Origin of the sequence: Acetoanaerobium sticklandii, from assembly GCF_000196455.1 — a bacterium.
In the GTDB taxonomy this organism is placed as follows: domain Bacteria; phylum Bacillota; class Clostridia; order Peptostreptococcales; family Filifactoraceae; genus Acetoanaerobium; species Acetoanaerobium sticklandii.
The window spans coordinates 1,293,330-1,313,192 of record NC_014614.1; the positions used below are offsets into that span (position 1 = coordinate 1,293,330).

The window sequence follows — 19,863 nt, forward strand, 5'->3', positions numbered from 1 at the left end:
ATTAATATGAAAAACTATGTTGTAATTGGATGCGGTAGATTTGGTTCGTCGGTTGCAAAAACCTTATATAGTTTAGGCCATGAGGTTTTGGCGATAGATAAAAATGAAGAAAAAGTTCAAAATATAGCTGAGCAAGTAACTCATGCTGTAGAAGCTGATTGTACTGACGAAAATGTGCTTAGATCTTTAGGTATTAGAAATTTTGATGTTGCAGTAATAAGTATAGGTTCTGATATTCAGTCCTCCATAATGGCTACCTTGATAGCTAAAGAGCTGGGTGTTCATTATGTACTTTGTAAAGCTCAAAACGAGCTTCAAGCAAAAGTATTATATAAAATAGGGGCGGATAGAGTTGTTTTTCCAGAAAGAGATATGGGTATAAGAGTAGCTCACAATTTAGTATCTCAAAATGTTTTGGAATACATTGAACTTGACCCACATTATTCTATTGCTGAAATAGTAGCTCCTTCAAAATGGATAGGAAAAACAATAGGGACTTTAGATTTAAGAGCTAATTACGGAATAAATGTTATGGCAGTAAAGCATGGAATGCAGATTAATATTTCTCCGGAGGCTGATGATGTATTGAAACCTGGGGACATCTTAGTTGTAATAGGAAAAAATGAACAAATTAATAAAGTCGAAGAAAGAGGCTAATATGAAAAGTATTGAATCTTTTGATAATCCTAAATACAAACTAGCTATGTCGCTTATGCAAAGTAAATATAGAAAAAAAAATCAGATGTTTTTAGCTGAAGGCTTAAGAAATGTTGAACTCGCTATTGAGAATCCTAAGACAATTTATCTCATATTTATTCAAGAAGATAGGATAAATGAACCTAGATATTCTAATATAATAAAAAATACGGGAGATAAATCATTTGTTGTTCCAAGTAAATTAATGGAGACGATTAGCGATACCGTTACCTCGCAAGGAATAGTTGCCATATGCAATTTTGAAAGCTTTATGATTGACGATATTGATTTTAATAACGATATACTTATATTAGATAAAATTCAAGACCCCGGCAATCTTGGAACTATTTTAAGAACAGCAGATGCCGCAGGGATTAGTACTGTAATATGCACAAAAGGGACAACGGATATATATTCTTCAAAGGTAGTTAGATCTGCTATGGGCTCACTTATGCATTTAAAAATTCTGTTCATTGATGACTATGAAAGCCTAAATATTCTTAAAAAAAATGATTATAAAATTATTTCGTCATCATTAGAGAATGCATTAGATTATAATGTACTTAGCACCATACAGTCTAAAGTCGCTATAGTGCTTGGAAATGAAGCTAATGGCATAGATGATAAACTATTAAACCTCTCTGACATAAAGGTTAAAATTCCTTTATATGGAGCAGCTGAATCTCTCAATGTAGGAATAGCTGGAGGAATTTTAATGTACAAACTTAAAGAAAGAACGTTGTTTTAGATTAATAATTATGATAATATATTTAAATATCTAAATAAAATATAGCTATGACGAAGAAAAGTATTTATTAATAGCATTTCAGAGAGAGAACGGTTGCTGAAAGTTCTTATGACTGTTAATGAAGAAGTTCACTTCTGAGCTAAAAGCTGAAAATATTATGTAGGCTTTTCGCAAGAAAAAGCGATAAAATATCAACGAGAGTCCTTTGATTCAGGGTGGTACCGCAATTTAATTGCCCCTGATTATTAAAGGTCTTTTTTTATACATTAAATTATCAAAGGAAGGTGTAAAAATGAAAACCAAATTAAGTCAGCTTAGAGAAGAAGCTTTAAAATCTTTAAGTGCAGTTGAGGAAATGGATATTTTAGAAAATTTAAGAGTTCAATATATGGGGAAAAAAGGTGAGCTAACAAATATATTAAAAGAAATGGGAAAGCTATCAGCAGAGGAAAGACCTGTAATTGGTAAAATTGCAAATGAAGTTAGAGGAGAAATAGAAAGCATTATAGAAGAAAAAAAATCGTCTCTAAAGCTTGCTGTAATTAACCAGAAGCTTAAAACAGAATCGATAGATGTTACAATCCCAGTAAAAACAAAATTTGTAGGGAAAATCCATCCTATTACAAAGGTTGTAAGAGAAATGGAACAGATTTTTATGTCAATGGGTTTTTCTGTAGTAGAAGGGCCTGAAATTGAAACTATTGAGAATAATTTTGATGCGCTTAATGCTCCACAAAATCACCCATCAAGAGATATGTCAGACACATTCTATATAAGTGAAAACTTACTTCTTAGAACCCAGACTTCACCTGTTCAAGTTAGAACAATGAGAGAGAATACTCCGCCAATTAGAGTAATATCTCCAGGTAGATGTTTCAGATGTGATACTCCAGACGCAACTCACTCTCCAATGTTTCATCAGTTAGAGGGTTTAGTGGTAGATAAGCATATAACATTTGCGAACTTAAAGTCTACTCTAGAAGAATTTGCTTATAAATTTTTTGGACCGGACACAAAGACAAAGTTCAGACCACATAACTTTCCATTTACTGAACCGAGTGCTGAAATGGATATAAGCTGTTTCAAATGCTCAGGAAGTGGTTGCCCTACATGTAAAGGAGAAGGCTGGATGGAAATTTTAGGCGCGGGTATGGTTCATCCAAATGTACTTAGAAACTGTGGAATTGATCCAGAAATATACAGCGGATTTGCTTTTGGTATGGGTGTTGATAGGATTGCAATGACTAAGTACGAAATAGATGATATTAGATATTTATATGAAAATGATATGAGATTTTTAAGTCAATTTTAAGGAGGAATGAACAATGAAAGCACCTTTAAAATGGTTGAAAAAATATGTTGATATAGATGTTGATGTAAAATCTTTTTCTGACGCTATGACCATGTCAGGAACAAAGGTTGAGGGTTATGAAGAAGTAGGAGAAGATATAAGCAATGTTGTTATTGGTAAAATAACAAGCATAACTCCACACCCAGATGCCGATAAGCTAATCATTACTAAAATAGATACAGGAAGCTCAGAGGTTCAGATAGTAACAGGAGCAAAAAATGTTAGCGTAGGAGATATAATACCAGTGGCACTTCACGGGTCGACTTTACCTGGAGGAATCAAAATTAAGAAGGGTAAATTAAGAGGAGAGGTATCTGAAGGTATGCTTTGTTCGGCAATAGAACTTGGTATAGACGAAAAGTATGTAGATATTGAATCTAGAGATGGAATATTGCTTTTAAGAGGAGAATATACCCTTGGAGATGATGTTAGAAGAGCATTATTGTTAAATGACTACATAGTTGAATTTGAGCTTACATCAAATAGACCAGACTGCCAATCTATCATTGGCCTTGCACATGAAGTTTCTGCAACATTAGACAAGGATGTAAAACTACCAGAGAGTGATTTTAGGGAAATTGATAAGGCTATAGAGTATGAAGTAAAGGTTTTAGATAAGGATTTATGTCCTAGATTTATTATTAGAGAAATTAAAGATATTGAAATAAAGCCTTCACCTTATTTTATGCAAAGATGCTTGATTGAGTCTGGCATTAGACCAATAAACAATATAGTTGATATTACGAATTTTGTAATGCTTGAGTATGGACAGCCTCTGCATGCTTATGATGCATCGAAACTTTCGACAAAGGAATTTGTAATTAAAAGAGCAAGTGACAATGATTCTTTCTACACGCTTGACGATTTAGAAAGAAAACTAGATTCTGAAATGCTCATGATTACTGATGGACAAAAGAATATTGGTATAGCTGGAGTTATGGGTGGTCAAAATTCAGATGTAAGTGATACAACAACTCACATTGTTCTTGAAAGTGCAAATTTTAATGCAGATAACATAAGACATACTTCAAAAAAGCTTAATTTAAGAACGGAAGCATCCGCAAGATTTGAAAAAGGAATAGATTTATCTAGGGCTGAAGAAGCAATTAATAGAGCATGTCATCTTATAGATTACTACGGATATGGTAAGGTTTTATCAGGAAAAAAAGATACTTTAGAAAATGAGATTGAAGTTAAAACTGTAGTTGTTAGTATTGATAGAATTAATAAACTGCTTGGAGAGAAGCTTAGCCCTGAAAAAATGTCTGAAATTCTAAGTAAACTCAAATTCAAAACTGAGATTCAAGGCAATAATCTAAGTATTGAAGTTCCAGAGTTTAGATTAGATATAGATATGGAAGCAGATATTGTAGAGGAAATTGCTAGATTATATGGATATAATAATATATTGTCACAAAATATAGTTGGAGAGCTTACTTCAGGTGTTAAAACTGAGGATAGAATATTTGAAGATTATATTAAGGATGCAATGATGTCAAACGGCTTAACAGAGGTTTTAACATATTCATTTGTTAGCCCGACATCTTTAGAAAAAATTGGAGAAAATCTTTCTAATGCAGTTAAGCTTATTAATCCTCTCGGTGAAGAAACCTCGGTTATGAGAACTAGTTTAGTTCCAGCTATGCTAGATATTTTATCTAGAAATTTATCTAGAAAAGTAGATTTCTTCAGTGGTTTTGAGGTAGGAAATATTTTTTCTAACCCTGATGCTCCTGTTCAAAAGAGAGCTATAGTGGCTGGGGTTTATGGAAAAGAAGAAGATTTCTTTACTATGAAATCAAGATTAGAAGGAGTATTAGATTATATTGGTATAGAATCTAGAAGTTATCAGCCATTTTCAGAAAATGAGTTATATCATCCTATGAGATGTGCTCAAATCTCATCCGGAGATGAACAAATAGGTTTTATAGGAGAAGTTCACCCTCTTATTGCTGAAAAATTTGACATTAAAAAAAGAGTTTATTTATTTACCTTAGATTTTGATATAATATCAGGTATAAGAACTAAGCTGAAGCTATACAAGCAGGTTCCTAAGTTTCCTGCTATAAAAAGAGATATTGCTCTTGTTGTATCTGAAGAAATAGCAGTAGGAAGTATCGAAAACTTAATTATTTCTAAAGGAAATAGCTTAATTGAGAAAGTTGAATTATTTGACATATATATGGGAGATCAAGTTCCAAAAGGGAAGAAGTCAGTTGCATATGGAATAACCTATAGAGCACTAGATAGAACTCTTACAGATGAGGAAATAAACTTAGTACAATCAAAGATTTTAACTCATTTGGCAGATGAACTTGGAGCGCATCTTAGAGAAATTTAGTTTTTATGCAGTTTTTATTTGTATTCTTCTTCAAATATAGTAAAATAAACTCATAAGATACAATAACAGTGGAGGTTTTTTCATGAACAAAGTAACTGTAAAAATAGCGAATCACGAATATACTATAGTTGGAGAAGAAAAGAGAGAATATTTATTACAGCTAGCAGCTCATGTGGATGAACAGATTGAAGCTACTGCCAAAGCTAATCCAAAGCTTAGTCAGGTTATGACAGCCGTACTTACTTCGATTAATATAGCGGATGAATATTATTCTGAAGTAAGAAAAAATCTGGAATTCAAAAAAACTCTTAGCGAGCCTATTAAGGAGCTTGAGGATTGTCAGAATCAAATTAAAAGCCTTGAAAGAGTAATTGCACTTAAAGATGATGAGCTTGGGAAAAAAGACATAAAAATAGAGGAATGGAAAGTTTTAGCTACTGAAAAAGACAATGAAATTGCGAGCTTAAAATCTAATATTATCGAAACTGAGCATAGACTGATAGAGGCAGAAGAAATAGTTAATGACTTTCAAAATAGACTGTATGAGCTACAATTAAAGATAGTAGACTTAGAGGAAAAAAAATAAAACAATAGAATATTTTAATTCAAATTAGCCTTCATAATTATTAATGAAGGCTCTTTTGCAGTTTTAACAAACGTTATTATTAGTATAGTAAGGTTTTCTATACCATTAGTAATTTGCAGGATTGCTATTATGATTTAGTTTATTTATTGGAGGTTTAAATGAAAAAAATTGAGCTTTTAGCTCCAGCAGGAGATGAAGAAGCATTAAAAGCGGCAATAATGGCAGGAGCAAATGCCGTATATATGGGCGGAAGCAGATTTGGAGCAAGGGCTTTTGCAGGAAATTTTGAGGACGATAAGCTAATAGATGCAGTCGATTACGCACACCAAATCGGGGTCAAAATATATATTACTGCCAATACTATTATTAAGGATGAAGAAATAGGTGATTTTCTAAATTATATTGATTTTTTGTATGAGATTGGTGTAGATGCAGTTATATTACAAGATTTAGGAATGATCAATATAATAAGTAAAAGAATTCCTGATTTGGAATTGCATGCATCTACTCAAATGACAGCAAGTACAGCTCAAGATGTATTGTTTTTAAAGGAACTAGGTGTATCTCGAGTTGTTTTATCAAGAGAGCTCAGCTACGATGAAATATCGGCTATAAAAACTGAAACAAATGTTGAAGTTGAGGCTTTTGTGCATGGTGCCTTATGCGTTTCTTATAGTGGGAAATGTCTGTTTAGCAGTATGAATGGCATGAGATCGGGCAATAGAGGAATGTGCGCTCAGCCATGCAGAGAGCCATATAAAGCAACAGTTGAAAATAAACCCCTACTTGATAAAGAGTATGTTTTTAGTACAAAAGATTTAAATACTTTAGATATATTGGAAAATTTAATTGATGCAGGCATAGATTCATTAAAAATCGAAGGTCGTATGAAAAGAAGCGAATATGTTTTTGCTGTCACTAGTGCTTATAGACAAGCGATTGATAATACGATAATGAAACATGAGCCTAGTATATCTTCATTAGATATGAATTATGGTGCTTTGGAGCTTGATAAAGTATTTAATAGAGATTTTACAAAAGGCTATATCGGCCAAGATAAGGGTAGTAAAATAATGAACCATAAGTTTCAAAAATATGTTGGAAAGCCTGTTGCAAAGGTAATTGAGTATGATAGAAAATCAAAACGATTGATTCTAGAGTTACTTGATACTCTTACAAAAGGAGATGGTCTTAATACAGGTGAATTTGTAGGTAGAATTCTAAAAAAAGATGCGATTGTAAAAAGTGCAGATAAAGGCGAAATAGTAGCAATTGATTCTATAAAGAAATTTGAACCTGGTTTTATTGTATATAAAACATTTGATAAAATCTTTATGGACGATGTTAGTAGCAGGATGTCTAGAGAAAAGAAAAAACCTATAAAAGCATTTGTAGAAATTAGGAATAATAACTATCCAACATTAATATTGAACGATTATAAAGGGAACACTGGCGAGTATAAATTAGAAGAGTATACTGCTACTGCTTTAAATAAACCAACAACAAGAGAATCAATCATTGACCAGATTCAAAAAATGGGAGATACTCCTTTCTTTGTTGATAGCATAGAAGTTTCTATTGATGAGAATATATTTATACCAATAAAAACATTGAATTTACTTAGGAGAGAGGCTGTTTCACTTTTAATTGAATCCCAGTCTAATTCAAATAAAAGAGTTATTGCATCTAAAAGTGAATTTAATCCAGCTAAAATAAATCATTCTAAAAAATCAAAAAAAGAGCTAAAATGGTCAGTTCTAATTCATAAACAAGAACAGTTTGAGGCTGCAATTAAACTTAATGTAGATAGAGTCTATGTTCATGGATATAAGCTTTATAGTTTGCTATCAAAAAAATATCCAAATAAAAACATTTATTACGCACTTCCACCTGTTATAAAACAAAGTGATATAAGCATAATTGATAAAATGCTAAAAAGTAATCCCAACATCAAAGTTCTTCATTCTTCACTAGGATATATTGAATCACAGATTTTTGAGAACGTGGTATTAGACTATCCTCTAAACTTACTTAATTCATTTTCTCACAATCTTATGCATAAGAAGTCATGTGAAACTACAATTACACCCGAGATGATTTTTTCAATCGGTGGTAGCTTAGATTATATTGACGATATACAAATGGTGGAAATGCCGGTTTATTTATATCCAAAGCTTATGATAACTGAATATTGTCCGCATAAAAATGATGCTGGAGCTTGTAAATATAAAAAGTGTATGCTTGAGCATACACGAATAACAAGTAAACAAAGCGATGAATATGTACTAAAAAAATCAATAAATTGTAAAACTATACTATATCCTTCTAAACCAAAGCACATAAATATTAACGCTGTAAATAATTTTATAGATAAAGGATTTAGTAAATTTAGAGTTGAATTATTAAATGAATCATATGATGAAACAATTAATATATTAGAATCCTATCTTTAAATATATGAAAGGAAACATTATGGATAAACGAAGCTTAAAAGTACTAGAGTTTGATAGTATAAAAAGCATGCTACTGGATTTTACAGTTACAACCTTAGGGAAAAAGCATGTAGAAAATTTATATCCATCTGTGAGTAGAGAGAATATAATTTTTAGTCAAAAACAAACTAGTGAAGCACAAAAAATAATATTAACAAGGGGAAATGTGCCAATATCTGCTCTTGGTCAAGTCTCAGAATATGCAAAGAGAGCATCTATAGATGCTATACTTGAGCCTTATCAGCTATTAAAAATTTCTGACACTCTAAGAATCTGTAGGAAAGTTAAAAATTTCTTAAGAGATTCAGAAAATACCCCTATTCTTCAGCAATTAAGTGAAAACATAACAATATTAAAAGATTTAGAAGACGAAATAGATAATGCAATAATATCAGAAGAAGAAATTTCAGATAATGCAAGTCCTGAACTGAGCAAAGTAAGAAGAAGTATAACAAATACTAAAGAACAAATAAGACAAAAGCTTTCATCTATCGTTTCTTCATCTCAGTATTCGAAATATCTGCAAGAAGCAATAGTAACGATGAGGCAAGACAGATTTGTGGTTCCAGTGAAAGCTGAAAATCGTTCAAATGTTCCAGGGATTGTTCATGATTCATCTTCATCTGGAGCTACTCTTTTTATAGAGCCAATGGCTGTTGTGGAAATGAATAATAAACTTAGAGAATATAAAGTTAAAGAGCAAGAAGAAATTGAAAGAATTCTTACTGTTCTTTCAGCTATGGCAGGTCTAAGCTACCATGAAATACGAACTAATGAACAAATGATAGCAGAAATAGATTTCATAATGGCTAAAGGAAAGCTATCAGTTAAGATGAAAGCACAAGAGCCATTTATTAACTCTGATCTTGTAATGAATTTAAAAAATGCAAGACATCCTCTTATCGATCCTAAAAATGTAGTTCCATCAAATATAAATATCGGAAAAGAGTTTGATACCTTAGTTATAACAGGCCCAAATACAGGTGGTAAAACAGTTACTTTAAAAACTATTGGTTTATTTGCAATTATGGCTCAAAGTGGACTCCACCTTCCAACTGATTATGGTACATCAATTTGTATTTTCGATAATATTTTTGCTGATATCGGAGATGAGCAAAGTATAGAGCAGAGCCTCTCTACGTTTTCATCTCATATGACACATATTGTAAACATATTGGACGAAGTTAAAGACAATTGCTTAGTCTTATTTGACGAATTAGGAGCGGGGACAGACCCACTAGAGGGAGCAGCACTTGCAGTATCGATTTTAGATAGGCTAAGAGAGTACAAATTAATAACAGTCGCTACAACTCATTACAGCGAGCTTAAGCACTATGCTCTTACAACAAATAGAGTAGAAAATGCATCTGTTGAATTTGATGTGCAGACTCTAAGTCCTACATATAGACTTTTGATAGGGATACCAGGCAAATCAAATGCATTTGAAATATCTAGAAAACTTGGTCTTAAGGAAGAAATAATATTAGCAGCAAAGCATCATTTAGATTCAGATTCTATCTCAATGGAGGATGTTCTAAAAGAGATTGATGATAATAGAAAACAGATTGAGACTGAAAGAGAACAATCTAGAATCATATATGAAGATGCTAAAAAGCTTCAGACACGTCTTAAAGAAAAAGAAAGTAAATTAGATACACAAAAGGATAAAATCATACAAGAAGCAAAAAATGAAGCGAGAAAATTACTTCAGCAAGCAAAAGAAGAAGCTGATGAAGCTATAAAAGAGCTAAGAGAGCTGAGCAAAAGAGCAGAAAAGCAAAATATAAATAAAGAAATTGAAGCTTCTAGAAGAAAGATTAAAACATCTCTGGATAAATACGGATATAAAAATCAGGATTTAATAACAGAAAAAGATGTCATTAATCCAGTAGATATAATAGTTGCTGGAGACGAAGTATATGTTCCGAGTTTTTCAAAAAATGCTACAGTTGTCTCAGTCGACAATGATAAAAAAGAAGCTTTAGTTCAAATTGGAATAATGAAACTCAATCTTCCTTTTTCATCTCTTGAAAGGCTAAAGCAAAATGAAGATATAGTAAAATCTAGCGGTGCTGGTAAGATAATGAAAAATAAAACAGCTACTGCAGAGCTAGAAATTGATTTAAGAGGTATGGATTTAGAAACAGCAAGAATAGAAGTAGATAAGTATCTAGATAACTCATATGTTGCTGGACTACCTAGAGTTACAATTATTCATGGAGTTGGAACCTTAGTTCTAAAAAATGGTATAAAAGCTATGCTTAAAAGTCATAAGCATGTAAAAAGCTATAGAGATGGCGGCTATGGTGAAGGTGGAATGGGCGTTACTATAGTTGAATTAAAATAAATGCTAATAGGAGGCTGTAATGGATATCAAAGAGATAAGAAGCTTAGCAAAGGACAGAATGAAAGGTGTTTGCAATTTATGCAGTGAATGCAATGGTATTTATTGTAGTGGACAAGTTCCAGGTATGGGTGGAACTGGAAGTGGAAGAGCTATGAAACGTAGCTACGAAAAAATTTCTCAAGTAAAGCTTAATCTAAAAACTATTCATGAGGCAAAAAAGCCCGAGACTAATATCATGATATTTAATCAAAATTTATCTCTTCCGCTTATTAGTGCACCTGTTACAGGTAGTGAAATAAATATGGGTGGATATTTATCAGAAGCTGATTATTGTAAAGCTGTAGTGTCGGGATCAAAAATGGCCGATACTTTTGCTATGATTGGAGATAGTGGAAATCCACAGTTTTATATTGATGGTTTAAATGCAATTACAGAGGAAAACGGATGTGGTATTGCAATAATCAAGCCAAGAGAAAATAATAAAATAATTGAAAATATAAAAAAAGCAGAAATAGCTAATGCTTTAGCTGTAGGAGTTGACATAGATGGAGCAGGATTAGTAACTATGGCTTTACTTGGGCAACCTGTAGGACCAAAATCTAAGGCTGAACTAAAAGAAATTATTAGCTCTACAAATCTACCTGTAATTTTAAAGGGAATTATGACAGTAGAAGAAGCTCTTTTAGCTGTAGAAATAGGAGCCAAAGCGATAGTTGTATCTAATCATGGTGGAAGAATATTAGATGATACTTTAGCTCCAATAGAAGTCCTTCCTGAGATTGCTAAGGCAGTAAAAGGAAAGATAACTATTATGGCTGATGGAAGTGTAAGATCGGGAAGGGATATATTTAAATATATAGCAGCTGGGGCTGACATCGTGCTTTGCGCAAGACCTATTATTTGGGGAGCAATTGGAGGCGGCAGTGAAGGTGTAGCTAGTTATATTAACCATTTAAAAAATGAATTGATTCAAGCAATGATATTAACCGGAGCAAACAATATAGGCGAAATAAATTCAGATATGATTTCATATAATTTTGATATTTAATTTAATTAATTCTTTAAAAAACTATACTTATATGATATAATTTTGTAAAGAATTCAAATTTGGTATGAAAGGAGAATGACAATGAAAATTGAGAATAGTGTTAAAGAAATAAGTCATTTCCTTTCTGAAAAAGGAATCAAACCCTCTTATCAGAGAGTGAAAATACTTGAAAGACTTTTAGCTGACAAAAATCATCCTACAGTAAATGATATATACACAGATCTTATTGATGAGATACCTTCGCTATCTAAAACTACAGTATATAATACACTTAATATCTTTGTGGAAAATGATATTGTAAAAAGCTTTAGCGTAGATGGAAATGAAGCAAGGTATGATGTAAATTCACATTCCCATGGACATTTTATCTGCCTTTCATGCAAATCGATTTTTGATTTCGAAGTAGATAACTCTGATATTAAGCTAGATAATCTAGAAGGGTTCGAAATTATCCAAAGTGAACTAACTGTAAGAGGTATCTGTAAACATTGTGCATCAACCAAATCCTAAGGTTCTTGTTCTCAAACTATATAAGTTATGCTATTATATATATAAAACGAGATTACTCTCGTCTTTTTTACAAGGACGAGAGTTTTTTGTATTCTACATAATATTAGGAGGCAGTTATGGATTTTAAAGTTGAAGTAAGTAAAATATTATCAGAAAAAATATCCGATTTTTCTTATGAAGAAATCCTATCTATGATAGAGATTCCACCAAATGCAGCAATGGGAGATTTTGCATTTCCTTGCTTTAAGTTGGCTAAAACATACAGGAAATCGCCTAATATTATCGCACAGGAATTAGCGCAAGAATTAAATAGACCTTCATATTTAAAATCAATTGAAAATGCTGGAGGATACGTTAATTTTTATGTTGATACTATACTTTTATCTTCTCAAGTAATAAAAGAAGTACTTGAAAAAAAAGAAGATTTTGGAAAGATGGATATCGGAAGTGGGAAGAATGTAATTGTTGAGTTTTCCTCTCCAAATATAGCTAAACCTTTTCATATCGGTCATATACGTACTACAGTTATTGGAAATTCACTGTATAAATTATATAAATTTTTAGGATATAACACAATTGGAATCAACCATTTAGGTGATTACGGAACTCAGTTTGGTAAACTGATTGTTGCTTACAAAGGATGGGGAAATGAAGAGGAGGTTAAAAATGCTCCAATTAAGACCTTATTAAAGCTATATATAGAATATCATGAAAAAGCTGAAGCAAATCCACAAATGGAGGATGAAGCAAGAGAATGGTTTAAAAAATTAGAGGATGGCGATGAAGAAGCTACTCGCCTATGGAAATTTTTTAGAGAGGTTTCTCTAGAAGAATTCTCAAGGGTTTATGATATGCTTGGAATTTCATTTGATTCTTATGCTGGCGAAAGTTTTTATTCAGATAAAATGCCAGCAGTTATTGAGCTAATGGAAGAAAAAGGTGTTCTTATAGAATCTCAAGGCGCTCATATAGTTGATTTAGAGCCTTATGGAATGCCTCCTGCACTTATTAAAAAAAGAGACGGTTCTACTCTTTATATAACTAGAGATTTAGCGGCAGCTATATATAGAAAGAAAACTTATGATTTTTATAAAAACATTTATGTTGTAGGCTCTCAGCAAGCTCTTCATTTTAAGCAGTGGATGAAGATACTTGATTTAATGGGATTTGAATGGGCGAATGATTGTGAGCACGTTCAGTTTGGAATGGTTGGTCTTGAGGAAGGTACTTTATCAACTAGAAAAGGAAGAGTTGTTTTTCTTGAAGATGTATTAAATCAAGCTATACAAAAAACTAAGGAAGTTATAATTGAAAAAAATCCTAACTTAGAAGATATTGATAAGGTAGCAAAGCAAATTGGAGTTGGAGCAGTTGTGTTTCAAGAGCTATCAAACAGCAGAATAAAAGATTATACATTCTCGTGGGAAAGAACACTTAGTTTTGAAGGTGAAACTGGACCATATGTTCAGTATACTCATGCTAGAGCTTGCTCTGTTCTTAGAAAAGCAAATTTGAAACCTAGTTCAGAAATAGATTTTTCAATGCTAGGCAACAATAATGATGCTATGGAAGTAATTAGAGTACTAGGCAGCTTTAAATCAGTTCTGTTAAGAGCAGCAGATAAAAATGAGCCTCATCATATAACAAGATATATTTTGGATTTAGCTCAGGCCTTTAATAAATTTTACCATGATAATCCAATTTTAGTTGATGATGAAAAAGTAAAAGCAGCTAGATTGGCTATAGTTGAAGCAGTGAGAATAGGACTTGAGAATTCGCTTAAACTTTTAGGAATGGAAGCGCCGGAGAGAATGTAATGCTAATAGTTGACAAAGCTTTTTCAAATATAGTTATTTCTATTTTAATTGAATATGAATACAATTATTTGCTAAAGTCTCTGGTTCGTAGTCTTTCATCAGACACATCCACTGTCAGTGTCAAAGTTGATAAGGCGAGATGGAAAGATGAACTGAATTTAATGAAGTATTACTATGATATAAAGAATAATAGGAGCTTAGCTGTATGCTTAGCTCCTATTATCATAGCAAACAGAGACATCAATGAAATTTTAAATGAGGCGGTAACTGCATATAATATAATGTACAAGAACTCAAGCTCTACTGCATTATCAATATATGTAATTATATTATATATTCTCAATGAGCAGATAAAACCAAATTTGATTGCTTATCAAAATGATCTGGAGGATTCATCAGAAATTATAGAATTCCAAAGATACAAGATAAATCTGCTAATGTTAGACGATGACGATAAAATTCTTACTTTTGCTCTTAATAACCTCTATAATTTGGAAGATAAAAGTTTTTATATTAAAGAAAAAGAACTTATTATTAGGCTTAGGGATATAGTAAAAGAGAAGCTTACAAATGCTTTAGAGACAATAGAATTTAATTCTAATATAGAGGTATTAAGTGATTATCTCTTGAATCTAAGGAATATGAAAATTAAAAGAAAAGCTTATGAGGGTAAGATAAATCCACTTGATATCATCCAAATGGAAATTAATAAGGAATATACAATACCACTGATTGGAAATATAAAAATTATAAAAAAATATTTCAATGAAAATATCTTATTAATTGAAGCTGTTTCAAAATCTGAAAGCTACACTTTTAGATTTAAAAAAGCATAGAAAAAAGCCTCTCAAGTGAGAGGCTATATTTTATGCACTTAGAATTTTAATCAATTCATCTTGTGTAGGAACTTCTGCTAGTAATCTTAATTCCTCTAATAGAGAATCTTTCAATTTGGAAAAATCTTCTATTTTAGTATTCTCGTAAGTATAATCAAGAGCCTGTATTATTATCAGAAGATCTCTTTTGGAAATCTGATCTATAGAGATTTTATCAAAATTAATCATTTTAAACCCACTCCTTAGCCCATATTCTTAATACAATATATTATACCATAATAAAGAAGGACTAGGGTAATAAAAAGAGTTATTAAACTGCAATAAGTTGTGGCTCGTATAAAATAGAGTTTTCTACAATTAGAAGACCAATTGCAGAGGACACATTTATAGAACTAACTATATCATTTTCGTAACCTTTAGGTCTATTAACATAGTCGTGATGAAGTTCTTCTATTAGAGCTTTAATTCCATCTTTATCTAAAGTTTTTAAGCTGGGCAATGTTATTTTGTCTAATCCCGAAAATTCCTTGAATTTGTAGTGAAGATTTTTTTCATAAATCATGTGCTCTTTTAACTTGTCAGAAAAATAAGTTCTATCGTGATGTGGCAAGCAGAAGAAATCAGATAAAAAATGTGTGATTACACCTAATCTCACAGAAAAAGCATTTATAGATATTAAATCTTCGTGTAGTCCATCATCGATAAGCTTAACAATTTCATCTAAAACAAAATCAAAAGTTGGATTCATATAATGTTTTTTTGATTTTAAACTTGGAGCCACGTCAGGTTTCATATTTCCGTACTGAAGCATAGGCTTGCTAAGTTTAAAATCTAAGCTGTCTTTTAAATTCTCGTAAATATGATTAGCTATAATTCTATGGGTTGGTATGAACAAAAGATACACCCTTTCAAAATATATAAAAAATATAATTAGCAGTTAAATAAAACTTACATATTCCATTTTACAAGATTATTATATAAATTACAATAATTAGTAATAAATTAACATAAAATGGATTTTTAAAATAATATTTATAGTTGAATAAACTTAATAAAATAGGTAAAATATGAGTCTAAATCAAAAGAAGATGGTGAGAAATTATGAAATTATTATTAACAACCTTAAACTCCAAATATATTCATACATGTCTATCTATAAGGTATTTATACTCTAGTGTAAAAGATACCTGTGATTCATATATAAAAGAATATACTATAAATGAAAGCTTGGATAAGATATACGCTGATATTTACGAAAAAAATTACGATATTGTAGGTTTTTCTTGCTATATTTGGAATGTTGAGCAGACTCTTAAGCTATGTTCTACACTAAAGGAAGCTAATCCTGACTTAATTATAATACTTGGAGGACCTGAAGTTAGCTTTGATTCACTTAACTTTATTAATAAGCATTCATATATTGATTATATAATTAAAGGAGAAGGGGAGTTAGTTCTTCCAAAACTTATTGACTCTATTTCTAAATTTAAGAAACATATAGAAATAGATGGAGTCGTTTATAAATCAAACGAACTACCACCATATTCAGATTATAGATACAATACACATGAAGATATATATTTTATAGAGAACAAGGATACACCTCCTATAGCTGATCTATCTCAGATAAAAAGCCCATATCTTTATGTGACTGAAGAGGAAATAGAAAATAAAATAGTTTATTTTGAAACTTCAAGAGGGTGCACATTTAATTGCTCTTATTGCTTATCGTCAACTCTAAAAGGAGTCAGATTTTTTCCTTTAGAAAGTGTAAAGCAGGATTTGAAAAAACTTGTAGTCTTAAATGCAAAACAGATTAAATTTGTAGATAGAACCTTTAATTCCCATAAAGAAATTACATTAGCTTTAATAAAATTTTTAAAGGAAATCGATAATGGCAAAATTAATTTTCATTTTGAAATTACAGCTCATATGCTTGATGACGAGTTTATGAAAGAGATTAAAGAAGCACGGTATGGTTTATTTCAATTTGAAATTGGAGTTCAGTCTACAAATAGTAAAACTATTAAAACTGTAAATAGAATTGATAATTTTGAAAAATTGTCTGTAAGAGTGAATCAAATAAAAAAATATGGTAATATCCATCAGCATTTAGATTTAATCGCAGGACTTCCATATGAAAATTTAGAGAGCTTTAAAAAATCCTTTAATGATGTATTTGCGTTACTTCCTGAGGCACTTCAACTAGGATTTTTGAAAATGCTCAAGGGTAGTCCTATAAAGAGTCAAGTAGAGTTATTTGATTATAGATATCGCAATTATCCACCTTATGAAGTGATTTCAAATAAATTCATTTCAGCAATCGAAATTTTATTTCTTAAAGAAATCGAAGAGATTGTGGACTTGTTTTATAACAGTGGGATGTTTATGCTTAGTATAGAATATATTTATATCAATAACTACAATAATAATGGATTTAAATTATTTTCTGATTTACTTGCATATAAAAACGAATATTACCAAAATAAAACCTTATCTAGAGATGATCTATATAAACTTTTACATGAATTTTATAGTAGGATTTGCTCAGATGAGACAAATAAAATAAAAGAGCTAATTAGATTTGATTATTTAAGAATGGGAAGAAATAGAGTTATTCCTTTATTTTTAAGAAATGATTTAAGTAGTATTACAAGAGAAGAAGCTGTAGCTTGGATTTCAAATGATTATATTAAATCTGAACTTGGTTATCCTAATTCACATCCTATGGAAATAATAAAAAAAATTCATGTTGAGCTATTTGAATTTGATATTATCGACTATATAAAAACCAAAGGGAATTTGAAAAACCATAAAGCTATAATAGCGTTTAATTATAGTGGAGAGAAAGATTTTATGAATAAAGTAACGTTTACTGGAGGTTTGTATGAACAAATCAAGAATTGAGAAATATTTACTGGAAAAAACAAATAAATTGGTTTTTATAACCTTAGATGATATTATTCTAAAAAAAATTGAAGGAATAAACATTAATAAAAATATTGAGGTTCCAGTATTTTCATCTGTACTTATAGACATGGCTAATTCAAAAAAAGAAGGAATTTCTACAATAGATATATTAAGTGCCATGCTTTTCATACAAGGGATAGACCCTTATTTTAAGTACAGTAAAGAATACAAAGCAATAATAACAAAATTATCTTCAAATCCACTTGCTCTAGCTAGTAGCTTAGCTGGAGATGCATATGAAAAAAGCAATCTAATTGAGAGCTTGATATTTGCAAGAGGGTATCTATCTATGTTTGAACCAGAAATGAACTTATACTTCAACTATGCGCTGCTATGTAAAGAAATTTCTGAGCAAGCTTTAGAAGATAGCAAAAAGGTGGATTTCAAACTTGAAAGTGAGGATTGCTTTAATGCACTAGTCAAATTATATCCGGAATTTTCTAAGCCATATTATTATTTAGCATATTTTGCATTACAGCATGGAGATTTAAGTACCTCAAAAAAATGTTTTGAAAAAGCTATAGAACTTGGACTCGATGATTCTCTTGAAAACGACTCTAAGGATAATCTAGTCAAAATTAAGACTACAGAAAAAATAAGTCTATCTAGTGAGCTCATTGAAAGTGAAAAATACGATGAAGCCCTAGCTATTTTAGAAGAAATAGTTGATGAAGATACTTCTTCATATGAAGCATATTTCTATCTAGGCTATATAAATAGATTAAAAGGAGAGTATGAATCAGCAATAGATTATTTTGAATTTGCATATAAACTTGATACTTCTCAGCCTCAGCTTATTAATGAAATGGCTCTGTGTTTTGCATTTTTGGGCGATTTCGAGCAGGCCTTGGAGCTTCTTGAGTATGCATTTGAACTAGATTCTGAGAGTATAGAGATATTATGTAATATTTCAATGGTTTATTATAATTTAGAAAATATTGAAAAAGCTAAATACTATATTAATCTAGCTGAAAATATAGATCCCCATGACGATATTGTTCAGGAATGCATTAAATTGATATATAAGGATTAAAAACAATAAAAATCTTACTAAGTAGATACTGGATAGTACTACTTAGTAAGATTTTTTTATATTTTCAGAAATGTTTGTATACATTACTTAAACATATTGTATATAATTATTACATATTGTATAATTTAAAAATAAGGTAAATACATATTGAATTTAAATCAAGGAGGCATGTTATGATAAAACGCTTATCAGAATTGTTGGAAAACGTTGCCAATAACCCTAAACTAAAACTAGCAGTAGCAGCAGCTGAGGATGAAGATGTACTTGGAGCCTTAAAACAAGCATCTATGGATAATATAGTAGAGCCTATACTAATAGGAGATAAAAAAGCAATAATAGAAATTTGCGAAAAACTAGACTATAAAATAAATCATGATGAAATCATAGAAACTACTTCTTTAGAGGAAAGCGCAAAAAAAGCTGTTGAGCTAGTTGTTGAAAAAAAAGCTCATTTTCTTATGAAAGGTCTTCTTGATACATCAATTTTATTAAAGGCTGTTTTAAATAAAGAAACCGGTCTTAGGACAGAAAATTTAATCAGTCACGTTATGCTTTATGATGTTCCTTCATACCATAAATTATTAATTCTTACAGATGGAGGAATGAATATAGCTCCTTCAGTAAAAGAAAAAGCCATGATAATTAAAAATGCTCACGAAGTGGCAAAATCCCTAGGTATAGAAACTACAAAAGTGGCTGTTATTGCGGCTAAAGAAAAACCTAACGAAAAAATGCCAGCAACAATGGATGCCAGAGAACTTCAAGATATGTGCAATAATAATGAATTTGGAGATGGAATAATTGTAGAAGGACCTCTTGCAGTGGATTTAGCACTTTCAAGTGAAGCTGCAAAAGTGAAGAATTTTAAAAGTGAAATTTCTGGTGATGTAGATATAATAGCAGTACCATTTATCGAAGTGGGAAATGCTCTTGGAAAATCACTTACTTATTTAGCCGGAGCAACCTCAGCTGGAATTATTATGGGAGCAAAAGTACCTATAGTGCTAGTTTCTAGAGCTGACGATTATGAAACTAAATTGTATTCAATAGCTTTAGGTTCACATATTGCAAGCAAATGTAAATAGAAA

16 protein-coding genes and 1 other annotated feature are annotated in these 19,863 nt (G+C 31.0%); of the genes, 14 read left to right on the forward strand and 2 right to left on the reverse strand.

Features of this window, described 5'->3' with window-relative positions:
* Positions 1-6 precede the first annotated feature (6 nt).
* The 11 genes from CLOST_RS05890 to CLOST_RS05940 all read left to right on the forward strand — a co-directional run bounded on the left by CLOST_RS05890 (position 7) and on the right by CLOST_RS05940 (position 14,772).
* Positions 7-657 carry a potassium channel family protein gene (locus tag CLOST_RS05890; protein ID WP_013361353.1) on the forward strand — a complete coding sequence of 217 codons (651 nt, stop codon included), beginning with the start codon at positions 7-9 and terminating at the stop codon, positions 655-657.
* Between the two features lies 1 nt (position 658).
* On the forward strand, positions 659-1,444 hold the full coding sequence (locus CLOST_RS05895) for a TrmH family RNA methyltransferase (RefSeq protein WP_013361354.1): 786 nt from the start codon (positions 659-661) through the stop codon (positions 1,442-1,444).
* 38 nt (positions 1,445-1,482) lie between these two features.
* Positions 1,483-1,687 (forward strand) — a binding site (T-box leader).
* Positions 1,688-1,736: 49 nt separating this feature from the next.
* Positions 1,737-2,756, forward strand: coding sequence for a phenylalanine--tRNA ligase subunit alpha (gene pheS, locus CLOST_RS05900; RefSeq protein ID WP_013361355.1), 1,020 nt, complete (start codon positions 1,737-1,739; stop codon positions 2,754-2,756).
* Between the two features lie 13 nt (positions 2,757-2,769).
* Complete coding sequence (pheT, locus tag CLOST_RS05905; RefSeq protein ID WP_013361356.1) at positions 2,770-5,136, forward strand: phenylalanine--tRNA ligase subunit beta; 2,367 nt, start codon at positions 2,770-2,772, stop codon at positions 5,134-5,136.
* Positions 5,137-5,218: 82 nt separating this feature from the next.
* A complete protein-coding gene (locus CLOST_RS13545) occupies positions 5,219-5,722 on the forward strand; it encodes a cell division protein ZapA (RefSeq protein ID WP_013361357.1) in 504 nt (167 codons plus the stop codon).
* A 158-nt stretch (positions 5,723-5,880) separates the two neighbouring features.
* Positions 5,881-8,175, forward strand: coding sequence for a peptidase U32 family protein (locus tag CLOST_RS05915; RefSeq protein ID WP_013361358.1), 2,295 nt, complete (start codon positions 5,881-5,883; stop codon positions 8,173-8,175).
* A gap of 19 nt (positions 8,176-8,194) precedes the next feature.
* Positions 8,195-10,561 carry an endonuclease MutS2 gene (locus CLOST_RS05920; protein ID WP_041487126.1) on the forward strand — a complete coding sequence of 789 codons (2,367 nt, stop codon included), beginning with the start codon at positions 8,195-8,197 and terminating at the stop codon, positions 10,559-10,561.
* Between the two features lie 19 nt (positions 10,562-10,580).
* The gene (locus tag CLOST_RS05925; RefSeq protein ID WP_013361360.1) at positions 10,581-11,609 is read left to right on the forward strand and encodes an alpha-hydroxy-acid oxidizing protein; all 1,029 of its coding nucleotides are present in this window, start codon (positions 10,581-10,583) and stop codon (positions 11,607-11,609) included.
* A gap of 81 nt (positions 11,610-11,690) precedes the next feature.
* Entirely contained in the window at positions 11,691-12,119 is a 429-nt protein-coding gene (locus CLOST_RS05930; protein ID WP_013361361.1) for a Fur family transcriptional regulator, read from the forward strand.
* Between the two features lie 116 nt (positions 12,120-12,235).
* Positions 12,236-13,936 (forward strand): arginine--tRNA ligase, encoded by a 1,701-nt coding sequence (gene argS / locus CLOST_RS05935; protein ID WP_013361362.1) that lies wholly within the window; start codon positions 12,236-12,238, stop codon positions 13,934-13,936.
* Positions 13,936-14,772, forward strand: coding sequence for a hypothetical protein (locus CLOST_RS05940; RefSeq protein WP_013361363.1), 837 nt, complete (start codon positions 13,936-13,938; stop codon positions 14,770-14,772). Before argS ends, CLOST_RS05940 begins: the two co-directional genes overlap by 1 nt.
* A gap of 30 nt (positions 14,773-14,802) precedes the next feature.
* On the opposite strand, the gene CLOST_RS05945 is transcribed toward CLOST_RS05940, so the two are convergent.
* Both CLOST_RS05945 and CLOST_RS05950 read right to left on the reverse strand, forming a co-directional pair.
* The gene (locus tag CLOST_RS05945) at positions 14,803-15,000 is read right to left on the reverse strand and encodes a hypothetical protein (RefSeq protein ID WP_013361364.1); all 198 of its coding nucleotides are present in this window, start codon (positions 14,998-15,000) and stop codon (positions 14,803-14,805) included.
* Between the two features lie 82 nt (positions 15,001-15,082).
* Complete coding sequence (locus CLOST_RS05950) at positions 15,083-15,667, reverse strand: zinc dependent phospholipase C family protein (protein WP_013361365.1); 585 nt, start codon at positions 15,665-15,667, stop codon at positions 15,083-15,085.
* Between the two features lie 206 nt (positions 15,668-15,873).
* Here CLOST_RS05950 and CLOST_RS05955 point away from each other — a divergent pair, with 206 nt between their 5' ends.
* The 3 genes from CLOST_RS05955 to CLOST_RS05965 all read left to right on the forward strand — a co-directional run bounded on the left by CLOST_RS05955 (position 15,874) and on the right by CLOST_RS05965 (position 19,860).
* Positions 15,874-17,679, forward strand: a complete 1,806-nt coding sequence (locus CLOST_RS05955) for a B12-binding domain-containing radical SAM protein (protein ID WP_013361366.1) — start codon at positions 15,874-15,876, stop codon at positions 17,677-17,679.
* Positions 17,660-18,775 carry a tetratricopeptide repeat protein gene (locus CLOST_RS05960; protein ID WP_013361367.1) on the forward strand — a complete coding sequence of 372 codons (1,116 nt, stop codon included), beginning with the start codon at positions 17,660-17,662 and terminating at the stop codon, positions 18,773-18,775. Before CLOST_RS05955 ends, CLOST_RS05960 begins: the two co-directional genes overlap by 20 nt.
* A 173-nt stretch (positions 18,776-18,948) precedes the next feature.
* Positions 18,949-19,860, forward strand: coding sequence for a bifunctional enoyl-CoA hydratase/phosphate acetyltransferase (locus CLOST_RS05965; RefSeq protein WP_013361368.1), 912 nt, complete (start codon positions 18,949-18,951; stop codon positions 19,858-19,860).
* Positions 19,861-19,863 lie beyond the last annotated feature (3 nt).